This window comes from Chromobacterium sp. W521, from assembly GCF_052805975.1.
Genome location: NZ_JBRBAF010000007.1, coordinates 262563 through 276071 on the forward strand (window position 1 = coordinate 262563; position 13509 = coordinate 276071).

The window sequence follows — 13509 nt, forward strand, 5'->3', positions numbered from 1 at the left end:
ACAGGTTCTCACAGCCGGCTTGTGATCGGCAGAAGTCCTCCTGCGTCCGCCAGCCGCCGCGGCTGCGCGCAGAGAAGGTGGAGACATGCATGCAGCGATGGAGGCGTTCCGCCGCGGGTTTCCTGGCGGCCGCGTGGCGTCAGTTTGGCGTCGCCGCGGCCTATTGGGGCTTGGCGCGGCTATTGATGGTGGGTTTCATGGACGCGGAAACCTGGCTGACGCCAGCCTGGTTTCCGGCCGGCCTGGCCATGGCGGTTGCCTTGCGCGGCGGGCAGCGCTACGGCGTGGGGCTGGCTGCGGGCTCCTTGCTGTTCAGCCTGACGTCGCGCCAGCTGCCGCTGGCGGACGCCTTGTTGATTGCCGGCGCCAACACGGTGGGCAGCTTGCTGGGCGCTTTGCTGGTGCGCTACCGCTGCGGCCGGCGCTTGCCCTTGCGCAGCCTGTCTTATGTGTTGGCCTTCATCGCCGGCGCGGCGTTGGCCGCCGCCATCGCCGCCATGGGCGGCACGGTGGCCCTGCTGCATGGCCAGCCGCAGCCCTTATTGCCGCTGGGTCGCCACTTTATCGCCTGGTGGCTGGGGGACTTGGCCGGTATTTTCAGTCTGGCGCCTAGTCTGCTGCTGTTTAGACGCGCGGGAGCCGGCGAAGGCCAGGCCGGCCTCAACACGCTGGATGGTCTGATCGCCTGGATGACCTTGCTGGCCGCCGGATTGGCCATGTTGGGCATAGACGACAGCACCGGGCGATACGCCGCGCTGCCTTATTGTTTCAGCCTGCCCTTGCTATGGTTCGCGTTCCGTCAGCGGCTGCGGCTGGCGCATGGTTTGTCGCTGGGCATTTTGCTGCTGGCCTTGGTTGGCGCGGTATTCGGCCGCGGCGCTTTCGGTCACGGGGGGCAGCAGGCTTTGCTGACCCTCAGCATGCTGATGCTGATCCAGACCTCCACCCTACTGGTGTTTGGCGCGTTGGCGGTGGATCTGCGCCGCACCGAGGCCAGGCTGCGAGTTGTCAACCGCCAGCTGGAGGGCAAGGTCCGCGCCAGAACCCGGGATTTGGCGGACAGCGAGGCGCGCTTGAGGCTGATGGCGGACGCCGCGCCGTTTCCGTTGGCGATGAACCGTTTGCAAGGAGGCGAACTGATTTACGCCAATGTCCGCGCCGAGGAGCTGTTCCGCGAGCGCCTTGCGCCCGGAAAGCCGCTGAAGGTGCAGGACTTCTACGTGGACCCGGCCGAGCGCGAGCGCGTGTCCTCGCTGCTGCGCGTAGGCGGCTGCGTGCGGGATCGGGAAGTACGGTTGCGCGCCGCGGACGGCCGGGAGTTCTGGGCGCTGATTTCCTGTTCGGTGGTTCGCGCCGACGACGGCTGGTTCGTGATCAACGGCATCAAAGATATTAGCGAGCGCAAACGGCTGGAGCAGGATTTGCTGCAAGCCAATCAGGCGCTGCGCCAGAATCTGAACGAAATAGAACTGCTGCAACAAGGCTTGCGAGAGCAGACGCTGCGCGATCCGCTGACCGGCCTGTTCAACCGCCGCCATCTGGACGACATTTTGCCGCGCGTCCTCAGCCATATGCTGGCGGTGCATCGCGATGTTGCGGTGTTGATGGTCGATGCGGATCATTTCAAGCATATCAACGATCAGTACGGCCATCAGTGCGGGGACGCGGTGTTGACGACGCTGGCGGCGCATCTGAGCGACGCTTTCCGTAGCGGCGACATTGTCTGCCGCTACGGCGGCGAAGAGTTTTTCATCTTGCTGCCCGGCGCGTCGCTGGACGATGCCCACGTCAAGGCGCAGCAGCTGTGCCGCGATGTGCGCGCCTTGCCCATCGCAGCCGGAGGCCACGACATCCGCGTCACCTTGTCGGTGGGGTTGGCCCTGTGTCCATTGCACGGCACGGATGCGGACAGCGTGGTGTCTGCCGCCGACGCGGCCTTGTATCGGGCCAAGAAAGAGGGGCGCGACCGGGTGTGCGTGGCGGACCCGGCGCAACCGCTGGTGTCCTGACGGCGGAGGGCGCGCCAGGGGCGGTGTGCTACCATCCGGTGATGGAACTTTACCGACTACTGCAACAACAAGGCTTTGGCGGCCGCAAGGAATGCAAGCAGCTGATTGAGTACGGCCTGGTCGAACTCAACGGCGAGATCGTCGACAACTACCGCCAGCAGGTGGAATTGGCCGAGATCCGGCAATTGGTGGTGGACGACAAACCCTGGGACGTGGTGAACGGCCCGCTCTACCTGCTGTTTCACAAACCGCCCAATTACGAAACCTCGCACAAGCCGCAGCATAATCCCGGCATCTACCGACTGCTGCCGTATCAGTTCGGCAATCTGGGCATCACGGCGGTGGGCCGGCTGGACGTGGACACCACCGGTCTGATCTTGCTGACCAACGACGGTCAGTTTGTGCATGCGCTCAGCTCTCCGAAGAAGCAGGTTCCCAAGTGTTACCAGGTCACGTTGAAGCACGCGGCCAGCGAGGAGTTCATCGCCAAGCTGCAAAGCGGGGTCTACCTGAATGATGAAGGAGAGGAGTTTGCCGCCGACAGCATTGAACAGCTGGACAGCCACGTGATCCTGCTGACCATCACTCAGGGCAAGTACCACCAGGTCAAACGCATGGTGGCGGCTGCCAGCAACCGCGTGGAACAGTTGCATCGCATCAGCTTGGGCAGCGTTGAGCTGGGTGAACTGCCGCAGGGCGAATGGCGGCATCTGAGCGCGGAGGAATTGGCCGGGCTGGGGTGGTCTTGACGTTATACCCTGCCGCATGAGAACAGGCCGCCTTCGGGCGGCCTTTGCTTTGCCGTGGGTGGGGCTTTGAGTCGTATGGAGAGGCATGACAGTCCGCATGACGCGCGGTATGGCCGATCTGGGTAGCTTGCCTCGCCATTGATATGAACTTCATCGATTGGAAAAAAACATGCTCCACCACATCTCTTTCGGCGTCCACGATTTGGGTCGCTCCGGCGCTTTTTACGATGCGGCACTAGCCCCTCTGGGCTACGTCCGGGTGTTTGAGCACGACACGGCGGTGGGATACGGCAAAGCAGGCGGGGGTGACAAGTTGTCTCTCAAATGGGTGCCGGAGCTCGTGCTCCCCGGAGATGGATTTCATCTGGCTTTTGCCGCCGGCACACCCGAGCAGGTCCGTGCGTTTCATGCGGCGGCCCTTCTGCACGGCGGACGCTGCAACGGCGCGCCGGGCTTACGGCCCCATTATGGGAGTCATTATTTCGCGGCCTTCGTTGTGGACCCGGATGGCTACCGCATTGAAGCCGTCATTAATCAGGCTGGTTGAAACGCGAATTGTCGGAATAAACATGGCAAACGCCGTTGAGTGAGGCCAGTCAATACTTGCTTTTGTCATGATTTGGGGAGTGGGAGGCGGGGGTGTGGATTGAGGCGCGGCGCCTCGAAAATTGGGTACTGGCCTGAGTCTTAATTGAGCCGTGTGCTCTGCGACTTAGGGCCTGTTTACGATTTGCTGCGCGTCGGCGTGCCTTGGCGCAGTTTTTCTGCGAGGTAGCGGTTCTTAATTCAACCCCAGGATGGCGTGGTGGCGCCCCTGGGGTTTTTTGCGTTCCGGACCGGGGTGGCGTGAGGTGGATTTGCCTGGTTTTTGGCGGGTATGGAAATTTACAAAACTATCAAAACAAAGGCATCGATTGCCATGATTGTAAATTTTAAAATGAATAACATTTATTATTTACTGCAAAAAATTACGTTTCGTGCGAGTGCGTGCTGACACCGGGGGCCATAGTGAGAGTCAAGAGAATGCAGGGACACGGGCGTCGGGGAGGCAGCGATGATAGGGGAGGGGATTGCGGGTTGGCGCCCAGCGCCCCCCGCGCGGCTTAGCGTTGTGTTGGGTGTTGCTGCGCCAGCCGAGCCGGCAGATGGCGTGAGCTGAAGTAGCCCAGGCGGAAGGTGTCGAAACCGGCGGCGTAGGTCTGTTTGTCGCGTACAGCGGCGTTGTTGGCCAGAAGGGGATTTTGCTCATCATGGGCGCGTCGGCCTTGAACAGCATGATGCAGCCTCTGCTGGCCACACGTGTTAACGACCCTTGGGTGCGCGCAAAGTGGGCAGATTGCTAGTCTGTGGGTGCGACGGAGGCGTCGGTATTTTGCTTAGGCGCGGCGCAGGCGCTCAAGGGCAGGGCTCAGCCATAAGCGAAGGACGCCGCGCCGTGGGAGGGAAAAATTGGAGGCCATGGAAATCCTTAGGATATGCGCGTGTGACGGCTCCGATTTTATTTCAGCAAGAATTATCAATATGCATATCGAATGATCAGCGGCGCCAGAGCCTGCCTTGAGCTCATTCATGTTGTTGTTTGAGCCAGCTTTCTTCCTGTTGGCGCATGAGTGCGAACCACTGTTGGCGCATGTGACGGGCAAAGACCGGCGGCGCTGAGGTGAAGTCGTTCTCGTCGGTGTAGCAGCCGGGCAAGTAGGGCGGTTCGAAGTCTTTTTCCCAACCCTTGGCTTGCAGCGCCTGTTGGCCCTGCGGGCTGCAGTCGTCGGGTAGCGGAAGGCCGGTCAAGTGGCCGCTGTCCGGGTCCAGCCAGCGCACGCCTTGGCGGTCCAGACCGCGCAGTCCGTACTTGGTTTTGCCCACATGAAGGATCAGCTTGTAGTCATTGGGGCTGACGTCGCTGGCGCAGGCGCTGCGATAGCCGACAATGGTTTCCAAGGCGCCGTCGCGGTTGAGGTCCGGAAAGCCGATGGCGTCTAGATCGAAGGCCGCGCTGGCGTCGAACTCGCAACGCGTTACTCCGTCGCTGAGCATCCACAGCCTTCGCGGCCTGTCTTGGCCCAGCACATATTGCGCGGCGTAGAGCGTCGCGTTTTGGGTGCCGTCGGGGCCGCGGGCTTCCTGTTGCTCCGCCAGCACCAACAGGTTTTCGCCGGCGTTGTCCGTCCAGCCGTAGGCGGCGCTTAGCTTGCCACGCAGTTCGACGCCGGCCGGCAAGGCGCTCAAGCGGCGCACCTGGCCGGCGGCGGTCGGTGAACTGGCCGTGTCAAGTCTCGTGGCGGGCGGCGGCGGCTCGGCTTTGCAGGCGACGAGCATTAGCGTCAGGCCGATCAGCAGCGAGGTGCGCAGGCCGGCGATGGGGGGCGCGGGAAGCGGTAGCATGCCGTTCTTCTTGTCATTGATAAAACGGGAATAGTACGGAATAGCAGCGGCACGGGACAGCGCCGATGGCCGTAAAAGGGTTTGAGGGTAGGAAAAAGACTGACCGATTTGCCGACTAAACATGACATGAGGGTGATTTTTGCCGGCGGGCAGCGCCATAATCCAGGCGGAGCGCGGGCTTCGCGCGAAAGGAGGACTTATGCTGAAACTGGGCTGGTGGTGGGGAGGTGCGCTGGCGTTGACGTTGGCGCAGATGGTTGCGGCGGCGGAACCGCTGCCGGCGTATCGCGGCGACGCTCGGCAGTCGTCGGTATCCGGCCTGTCGTCCGGGGCCTTCATGGCGGTGCAGTACCAGGTGGCGTTTTCCGCCTCGGTGCGCGGCGTCGGCGTGGTGGCGGGCGGGCCCTATTATTGTTCCAAGGGCACGCTGGCGGGCGCGCCGGCCTGCATGAGCGGACCGCCGCCGGCGGTGGGCGGCCTGGTATTGGCGACCCAACAGTTCGCGCTGAGCGGGCAGATCGATCCCTTGTCCAATTTGGCCAAGCGCCGCGTCTATCTGTTCAGCGGCAGTCAGGACAACACCGTGAAGACGGCGGTGGTGGATAGCGCTGAGAGCTATTTCCGCAAGCTGGGGGTGCCGGCGGCGCGTATTGAATATCCGCGCGGCCTGCCGGCCGGCCATGCCCAGATTACGCCCACTTACGGCAATGACTGCGGCGAAACCAAGTCGCCTTACGTCAACCATTGCGACTGGAAGGGCGAAGGCTACGATCAGGCCGGCGCGATCCTGAAGCAGATTTACGGCCCCTTGCAGCCGCGCGCTGCCCAATTGAGCAGCCAAGTGACGGTTTTCGACCAGAAGCCGTACGCGCCGCCAGGCAGCAGCTTGGCGGACGAGGGCTATGTCTATGTGCCGCGCGTCTGCGCCGAGGGCGAGGCCTGCAAGGTGCATGTGGCGCTGCACGGTTGCCGGCAGTACGCCGGCGCCGTCGGCGACGCCTATTATGCTCATGCCGGCTACAACGAGTGGGCGGATAACAACCGCATCATCGTGCTGTACCCCCAAACCACGGCGATGCCGCCGGGCAACCCGAACGGCTGCTGGGACTGGTTTGGCTACACCGGCGTGAATTTCGCCTGGAAGAACGGGGTGCAAATGCGGGCGATCAAGGCGATGGCGGACCGGCTGGTGTCGGCGCCGTGAGTCTCTCTGAGCTTGTTCAAAGTCTGCTGCGCTTCCTGAAGCGTTGCACGGTGAGTACAAGCTCAAAATGCTCATGTACCCCTCGTACATTCGGCGTTCTCAGCCGTTTTCGCCTTGTCTCGCCCTTGCTCGCGAGACTTTGAACACGCTCTCAGCCCCCGGGGAAGCCGCGCTCGGCAAAGAAGTCGATGAAGGCGCGCAGCCGCGGAGGCAAATAGGGCGCGCTGGGCCATAGCAGGTAGAGGGTGCCGCGGCGTTCCGCCCAGGCTTCCGGCAGCGCTTGTAACCGTCCTTCCGCCAGTTGGCGGCGCACGGTGAAGTCCGGCAAGCAGGCGATGCCGGCGCCTTGTTCCGCCAACTGGATCAGCGCGTCGCCTGTGTTGCCGCAGGCGTTGACCGGCAAAGTCTGGGCATCAACGCCGTTAAGCGGCCACGGCGCCAGCTTGCCGCTGCGAGGGTAGCGATAATGCAGGCAGCGGTGTCGCGCCAGATCTGCCGGCGACGCCGGCTCGCCGCAGCGGGCGAAGTAGGCCGGCGCGGCCACCAGCAGCATGCGATAAGCGCCCAGCCGGCGAGCGCTCAAGCGTGAATCGCCGGGCTCGCCGCCGCGGATCACCACATCGAAGCCTTCGCCTATCACATCCACCAGGCGGTCGCTATAGTCCAGGTCCAACTCAATTTCCGGGTAGCTTTGCATGAAGCTTGCCAGATGCGGGGCCAGCACCCCGCATTCGTGCGGCAGACCGACTTTCAGGCGGCCGCGGGGAGCGGCCTGACCCTGTTGCAGCTCGCGTTCGGCGGCTTCCACTTCATCCAGAATGCGCAGGCATCGTTGCAAGTATTGTTCCCCGGCCGTGGTCAGGGTCAGCCGCCGCGTGCTGCGCTGAACCAGGCGGGCGCCCAATCGTGCCTCCAGCCGCGCCAGCCCCTTGCCGGCGGCTGAGGCGGAAATGCCCAATTGCCGTCCGGCTGCCACCAGGCTGCCTTGCTGGGCGATGTGGGCAAACAGCTCGATGCCGCTCATTTTCTCCATGCAAACCTCGCTATTGCAGAAAATTTTTCCGTTATCTACGGAATTAAAGACTATTTTTCCGTTTCGCCAAGAAATCTAGCATAAGCCTTCATTCAATGGCGATACGGGAGAAGAGGAATGGCGGGCAAAAACGGCGAGGCGGCGATGCCGGCAACAGTGTATCTGCTGGGTTTATGCATTTTTGCGATGGCGACGTCGGAGTTCATGGTGGCGGGGATGATGCCGTCGCTGGCGGCGGCCTTGGGCGTCGGCTTGCCGGCGGTGGGCAATCTGGTGTCGGCCTTCGCCGCCAGTGTCGTGCTGGGAGGGCCGGTGCTGACTTGGTTGCTGCGCGCGGCGAGGCGCAAGCACAGCCTCATTGGTTTGTTGCTCTTGTTCCTGGCTGGCCAGGTTTTGGGGGCGTTGGCCGGAGATTACCAACAAATGCTGTGGTCGCGGCTGATCTGCGGCGTGGCGCAATCGGCCTTTTTCGGCGTGGCGCTGGCCTTGGCGGCGGAGTTGGTGGGCGAACATCGGGTGGCGCGCGCCGCCGCGCTGGTGCTCAACGGCTTGATGCTGGCCTCCGTGGCCGGCTTGCCGCTGGCTGCCTGGGTAGATCAGCACTGGGGCTGGCGCTTGAGCTTTTGGCTCGTGGCGATGATGGTGGCGCTGGTCGCGGCGGGCATTGCCGCGCTGACGCCGTCCGGCTCCGCGCCGCGCGCCCTGAGCCTGGGCGAAGAAGGCCGACGGCTGGCGCGTGGCAGCTTGTGGGCGGCTTATCTGAGCAGCGGTCTGATCATAGGCGCGGTATTCGCCGCCTTCACCTACCTGGCGCCCTTGTTTACCCAGATCAGCGGCTTCGACGCCACGACGTTGCCGTGGCTGTTCGCCGGTTATGGGCTGGCGACAGTGGCGGGCAATTTATGCAGCGGCAGGTGGGCGGATCGTCATACCCGCTGGGTGCTGCGCGTTGGTTTGCTGACGCTGTTGGCGGCTTTGGTGGCGCTGGCGTTGTTGGCGCAATGGCGGGCTGCCGCGGCGGCTTGCGTACTGCTGTTGGGCCTGGCTGGTTTGCCGATGAATCCGGCGATGGTGGCGCGGGTAGTGCGCGCCGGCGGCAGCGGACCTATGGTGAACAGCTTGCACATGTCGGTGGTCAACCTGGGCTTGATGTTGGGATCCTGGGGCGGCGGCGCGCTGCTGGACGCCGGCTGGAGCCTGCGCGCGCCGGTTTGGCTGGGCGCGGCTCTGGCCGCTTTGGCGTTGGCCAGCCTGGGGCTGGACCGCGCCGGTCACAGCTGGCAGGTCACCGGCAACTCGGCCGGTTTGCCCAGATAGAAGCCCTGGTAGAGCTCTACGCCCAGCTCCTGCATGGCCAGATGTTGTTCCCGGCTCTCAATGCCTTCCACCGCCATGCGGCAGCCTATCTGCCAGCCCAGTTCCAGCAGCACCGGCAGCCGGTGGCGTTCGCCGGACATATAGTCCAGCAGCAGGCTGCGGTCGATCTTGATCAGGTCCGGGCACAGCAATTTGACCTTGCCGTGACGCGCGGCCACTGCGCCAAAGTCGTCCACCGACAGGCCGAAGCCTGCCTCTGCGGTCAGGCGCAGGCTGTTGATCAATGGTTGGCCGTGGTGCTCCACCTCGTATTCCGGCAGCTCGAAAATCACGCCGGCGCTGTCCAGTTCCAAGGAGTCCAACAGGCCTTGCAGCAGGGGAAGGTGACTGCGGCCGTGGTTGTCCACCACCGCTGTCTGGGCCAACAGGTTCAGGCTCAGACAGCCGGACTGGCCGCTTTGTGCGAAGTTGCGGATGTGGATCAGCCGGGCCAGTTGGTCGGCTTCCAGCGCCAATTCCGGCGGCAACCCGGACAAAAAGGCGTCGGGGGGCGGCGTCTGGCCGTCTTGCGTGCGCACGCGCAGCAGCGCTTCATAGCCGAACACGCCGCCGCTGCGGTAGAACAGAGGCTGGAACACGCTGCTGAATTGATAGCCGCCCAGCCGCGCGCAATAGCGGCCGTCCGCGTCGCGGTACAGCTGGCGCTCGGGATGAGGGTTTTGGGGTGGAACCATGATTTTTTAGCCGCGCGGGGTGGACTTTCAGCATAGCAAGCATTGCGCGGCGATTCTCGGCGTCGGTTCAGGCGCGCGCGCCGGTGCGCGGACGTCTGGCCAGCCACAACCCGGCCAGAAGCAGCGCAGCGCCCAGCAACTGGGTCAGCGCCGGGCGCTCAAGGCCGGCCAGGCGGTCCAGCAAGATGCCGGTCAGCATTTGACCGGTTATCACCAGCAAGGTGGTTTTCATCATGCCTAGCCGCGTCAGCACGTGGCTGTTGACGGTGACGAACAGCGCGCCTAGCGCGCCGCCCAGATAGGCGCTGGCCGGCGCGTTGGCCAGGCCGCCGACGGGCGCGCCGCTTAGGATCGGCAGCAGCGCGCTAAGCAGCAGGAAGCCTATCAGATGGTTCCACCAGGAGGCGGCGAAAGCGCCGCGTTCTTGGGCCATGCGGCCGTTGACGGCGCGGCTGGCGCCGATGCAAACGCCGTTGAGCAGGGCCAGCAGGATGTAAGCGGTCATGTCGCCTCCTTCAGATGGCGGAGATCAGGACGGCGCAACCGCTCAGCACTAGCAAGGCGGCGTGCGCGTCGTGGCGGGTCAACGCGCGCCGCGCGACGAGAAAGCCGCAGCGTTCGCACAGCAGGCTGAACAGCAATTGGCCGGCGATGGCCAAGGCCAGGGTGCCGGCCAGCGCCAATGGGCTATTGACCGCGACAGCGGACAGCGCCACCGTCAGCGCGCCGGGCAGGCCGCCCAGATAGGCCCAGCGAGGCGGCGGGCGGCAGGAGGCCAGCGCAGGATTCGATCGCGTCGTCGCGCGCCATAGCGCCAACGCGGTCAGCGCGCCCAGGCCGTGCGCCAGCCACGAGGCTTGCAGCGGGCCGCTGTGCGCGGCCAGCAAACTATTGCAATGAATCATCCAGGCGAGCATCGCGCCGGCGGCGAGCGCCAGAGGGCTGTCCAGTTGTTTTGCGTCCATGGCTTTGTTCCGTATGAGGCATTACGGACACTATATATCGTGGCGCTTTAGGCGATAATCCGGCTTGTTGGAAACGGATAGTGGAGTAAAAGTGGACAATACGGACGAGAGCGAACGTTTTGCCGCGCTGCCCTTGTTTGTCGCGGTGATCGAATGCGGGAGCTTTGCCGCCGCCGGCCGCAAACTAGGCTTGAGCAAATCCGCGGTCAGCAAACGCGTTTCCTTGCTGGAGGCGAGGCTGGGTGTCCGACTGTTGCAGCGTACTACCCGGCGCTTGCATCTGACCGAGGCCGGCGCGCAATACCATGCTTACGCGCGCCAGGCGTTGGTTCTGGCGCGCGAGGGCGAAGACGCCATTGCTCGTTTGCAGAGCCAGCCGCGAGGGTTGCTGCGCATCAGCGTGCCCATGGTGTTCGGCCGGCTGCATTTGTCGCCGCTGGCGCCGGAGTTCCTGGCCGCTTGCCCGGGGGTGCAGCTGGACATGCAGATGGACGACAGGATGGTGGATTTGGTGGAAGGCGGCTTCGACCTGGCGATCCGCATCGGCCATTTGCCGGAGTCCAGCTTGATCGCCCGCCGTATCGCTCCTTGTCGCAGCGTGATCTGCGCCGCCCCCGCCTACCTGGCGCGCCATGGCCGGCCGGAAACGCCGGCGCAGCTGGCCGGGCACAACTGCCTGCGCTATGCCTATTACCGCGGCGGCGCGGCGTGGACGTTGCAAGGTCCTGACGGCCCGGTGGCGGTGGAGCCGCGCGGCAATTATCTGGTCAACAACAGCGAGGCCCTGCGCGACGCGCTCTTGGCCGGCGCCGGTATTGCTCAAATGCCCACCTTCATTGTGGGGGCGGATTTGGCCGCCGGGCGGCTGCTGCCCTTGCTGGAGCGCTACCCTCTGCCGCTGCACGCGGTGTACGCGGTGTTTCCCGAGCGCAAGCACGTGCCGGCCAAGGTGAGCGCTTTTCTGGAGTTCATCGATAGACGGCTGGGCGGCGAGCCGCCGCCGTGGGAACGGGCGCCGACAGATTTCCCCGCCGCCGCCGACTAAGCTCTCATAACCTGTTCATCGTCTGCTACGCATCGGCGCTACCGCGTTGAAACCGGCTTCGAAATGCTCATGTACCCCATGTACATTCCGCTTTCTCAGCCGTTTTCGCCTTGTCTCGCTCTTGCCCGCGAGACTTTGAACAGGCTCTCAGGACAGGCTGGTGGGGAGAGCGGCGATGAAAGTGTGGGTAGGCGGGATATTGGCGATGTGGGCCTTGGCGTCGCTGGCTACGGAGGTGGCCGGCTGGGCCAGTTATCAGCATGGGGACTACGCCGCCGCGCGAAGGCAGTTCGAGCAGGCGGCCCAGGCGGGCGACCGGGTGGCTGCTTTCGATCTGGCGATGATGCATTGGCGAGGAGAGGGCGGCGCGCCTGACCGGATGCAGGGAGAGCGCTGGTTGCGTCGCGCAGCCGACGCGGGTCTGCCGCAGGCGCAGCACGCCTTGGGAGTGTTGTACGAAAACGGCCAGCAGGTGGCCAAGTCGCAAGCCGAGGCGACGCGTTGGTTCCGGTTGGCCGCGGATCAAGGCTATCTGCCGGCAGAGTTGGATCTGGGCACTCAGTACTTCCTCGGTCGCGGCGCGGCCAAGGATTACCGGCTGGCGGCGTATTGGTACGAGAAGGCCGCCCGGCAGGGCGACGTGGGCGCGCAGTATCTGATCGCCAGCATGTACGAGCATGGCGACGGGGTGGAGCGGGACTTGCCGGCGGCGATCCGCTGGTACGCCAAGGCGGCCGCGCAGGGCGATGTCGGCGCCAGGCTCAAGGCCTTGGACCTGGCCAAGCGGGCCAAGCCGCCGGCATGACGGCTTGAAACCTGCTCAGGCTCGGGCCGGGCCGCGGCGCATCGCCGCCAGGCACTGGCAGGCGGCCTGCCAATCCTGAACGCCGCGCAGGCCGCGCACGATGATGCCGGCCAGAGTGTCGTTGCAGGCATCCGGGCCGAACTGCATCAGCATTTCATGCAAGGCGAAATGCAGGGAGGCATTGTGCTGAAGCAGCAAGCCCACCTGTTCATGGACGAAGCCGTCCACCGTGGCCTGGCCGTCGCGGTCAACGTGGACATGGTGGCGCGGACAGAAGCCGGAACGGATCAGCGCCTGGTCCGCGCGCACGTCGTCTAGAAAAGCCTGTGCGCTGTGGTGCAGAAAGCCGCACGCCATGATCAGGCTGGCTACGGAGTAGGGTTTGGTGGTGGTGGCGTCGGCGACGAGGGCGTTGTCCGGCAAGGTGGCAAGCATTTATGTTCTCCTGTTATCTTTGTAAACCGCGCTTAAGTGGCATAAATCGTCGGTTTTATTATTTTTTCCGCGTTTTTGTATCATTCATGCGAATGTATTGGCAAGCCCGTCGAAAGGACGGTTGCCAGCCGCGGCTGCCAGGGTTTTTCTTGGGACGATGGCCATTTAGAATGAACGCTTTATTGACTGTTTGTTCCCATCCGCATGCATATTGTCTACCTGCACGGCTTCAATTCCGGTCCTCAATCGCTGAAGGCGAACGAAACCGCCGCTTATTTGCAACAGAACGCGTTCGATGCGACCTTGCATTGTCCGCAGCTGTCTCCCCATCCGGCCGAGGCGATCGAGCAGGCGTCCGCTCTGGTGGCGTCCTTGCCGGCGGACACCTTGCTGATCGGCAGTTCGCTCGGCGGTTATTACGCTACCTTTTTGGCCGAGCGCCATCAACGCCCGGCGGTGCTGATCAATCCGGCGGTGCGGCCTTACGACGATTTGGCGCGTTTCATCGGCGAGCAGACCAACCCCTACACCGGCGTGGTCTACACCTTGAGCGACGCTGATATGCACGCCTTGCTGGGGCTGCGCGTGCCCCAGCCGTCCGCGCGCCGTTACTGGCTGCTGTTGGGCAGTTGCGACGAGGTGCTGGATTGGCGCGAAGCGGCGGCGCTGTATCTGGACTGCCGCCAGACAGTGTTCAACGGCGATGACCATAGACTTGAAGCCTGGCCGCGCATCCTGCCGGAAGTGCTGGCTTGGGGGCGCGGACAATTCTTGGTTTGATGTAGAAACAGTCTGTTCTGCGACAGCGGCTTGCCTGGGACGGCTCCGCCG

At 63.8% G+C, this 13509-nt stretch carries 14 protein-coding genes; 8 read left to right on the plus strand and 6 right to left on the minus strand.

Annotated features, from left to right (window positions below; genetic code table 11):
* Positions 1–89 precede the first annotated feature (89 nt).
* The 3 genes from ACUXV1_RS13265 (at position 90) to ACUXV1_RS13275 (ending at position 3305) form a co-directional block, all read left to right on the plus strand.
* Complete coding sequence (locus ACUXV1_RS13265; protein WP_446015599.1) at positions 90–2009, plus strand: diguanylate cyclase; 1920 nt, start codon at positions 90–92, stop codon at positions 2007–2009.
* A 41-nt stretch (positions 2010–2050) separates the two neighbouring features.
* Complete coding sequence (locus ACUXV1_RS13270; protein ID WP_043639318.1) at positions 2051–2758, plus strand: pseudouridine synthase; 708 nt, start codon at positions 2051–2053, stop codon at positions 2756–2758.
* Positions 2759–2927: 169 nt separating this feature from the next.
* Positions 2928–3305, plus strand: coding sequence for a VOC family protein (locus ACUXV1_RS13275; RefSeq protein ID WP_043639320.1), 378 nt, complete (start codon positions 2928–2930; stop codon positions 3303–3305).
* A 1016-nt stretch (positions 3306–4321) separates the two neighbouring features.
* On the opposite strand, the gene ACUXV1_RS13280 is transcribed toward ACUXV1_RS13275, so the two are convergent.
* Entirely contained in the window at positions 4322–5140 is an 819-nt protein-coding gene (locus ACUXV1_RS13280; protein WP_081555952.1) for a M949_RS01915 family surface polysaccharide biosynthesis protein, read from the minus strand.
* 199 nt (positions 5141–5339) lie between these two features.
* On the opposite strand from ACUXV1_RS13280, the gene ACUXV1_RS13285 reads away from it, so the two are divergent.
* Positions 5340–6344, plus strand: a complete 1005-nt coding sequence (locus ACUXV1_RS13285) for an extracellular catalytic domain type 2 short-chain-length polyhydroxyalkanoate depolymerase (RefSeq protein ID WP_081555934.1) — start codon at positions 5340–5342, stop codon at positions 6342–6344.
* 151 nt (positions 6345–6495) lie between these two features.
* On the opposite strand, the gene ACUXV1_RS13290 is transcribed toward ACUXV1_RS13285, so the two are convergent.
* Positions 6496–7377 (minus strand): LysR family transcriptional regulator, encoded by an 882-nt coding sequence (locus ACUXV1_RS13290; RefSeq protein WP_446015600.1) that lies wholly within the window; start codon positions 7375–7377, stop codon positions 6496–6498.
* A 117-nt stretch (positions 7378–7494) separates the two neighbouring features.
* Between ACUXV1_RS13290 and ACUXV1_RS13295 the strand changes: the two genes are divergently transcribed.
* Complete coding sequence (locus tag ACUXV1_RS13295; RefSeq protein ID WP_256870402.1) at positions 7495–8694, plus strand: MFS transporter; 1200 nt, start codon at positions 7495–7497, stop codon at positions 8692–8694.
* Here the strand turns inward: ACUXV1_RS13295 and ACUXV1_RS13300 are convergent.
* The 3 genes from ACUXV1_RS13300 to ACUXV1_RS13310 form a co-directional block, all read right to left on the minus strand.
* On the minus strand, positions 8649–9428 hold the full coding sequence (locus ACUXV1_RS13300; RefSeq protein WP_081555932.1) for an EAL domain-containing protein: 780 nt from the start codon (positions 9426–9428) through the stop codon (positions 8649–8651). The genes ACUXV1_RS13295 and ACUXV1_RS13300 overlap by 46 nt on opposite strands.
* 67 nt (positions 9429–9495) lie before the next feature.
* Positions 9496–9933, minus strand: coding sequence for a DMT family transporter (locus ACUXV1_RS13305; RefSeq protein WP_081555931.1), 438 nt, complete (start codon positions 9931–9933; stop codon positions 9496–9498).
* A 10-nt stretch (positions 9934–9943) separates the two neighbouring features.
* Positions 9944–10393, minus strand: coding sequence for a DMT family transporter (locus ACUXV1_RS13310; protein ID WP_081555930.1), 450 nt, complete (start codon positions 10391–10393; stop codon positions 9944–9946).
* A 91-nt stretch (positions 10394–10484) separates the two neighbouring features.
* On the opposite strand from ACUXV1_RS13310, the gene ACUXV1_RS13315 reads away from it, so the two are divergent.
* Together ACUXV1_RS13315 and ACUXV1_RS13320 are read left to right on the plus strand one after the other, a co-directional pair.
* The gene (locus ACUXV1_RS13315) at positions 10485–11438 is read left to right on the plus strand and encodes a LysR family transcriptional regulator (RefSeq protein WP_446015601.1); all 954 of its coding nucleotides are present in this window, start codon (positions 10485–10487) and stop codon (positions 11436–11438) included.
* A 175-nt stretch (positions 11439–11613) separates the two neighbouring features.
* Positions 11614–12243: a tetratricopeptide repeat protein gene (locus ACUXV1_RS13320; RefSeq protein ID WP_081555928.1), complete on the plus strand. Its 630-nt coding sequence runs from the start codon at positions 11614–11616 to the stop codon at positions 12241–12243.
* Positions 12244–12258: 15 nt separating this feature from the next.
* Here ACUXV1_RS13320 and ACUXV1_RS13325 read toward each other — a convergent pair whose 3' ends face one another.
* On the minus strand, positions 12259–12678 hold the full coding sequence (locus ACUXV1_RS13325) for a hypothetical protein (RefSeq protein ID WP_043589344.1): 420 nt from the start codon (positions 12676–12678) through the stop codon (positions 12259–12261).
* Between the two features lie 204 nt (positions 12679–12882).
* On the opposite strand from ACUXV1_RS13325, the gene ACUXV1_RS13330 reads away from it, so the two are divergent.
* Positions 12883–13458, plus strand: coding sequence for a YqiA/YcfP family alpha/beta fold hydrolase (locus ACUXV1_RS13330; RefSeq protein WP_446015602.1), 576 nt, complete (start codon positions 12883–12885; stop codon positions 13456–13458).
* Positions 13459–13509 lie beyond the last annotated feature (51 nt).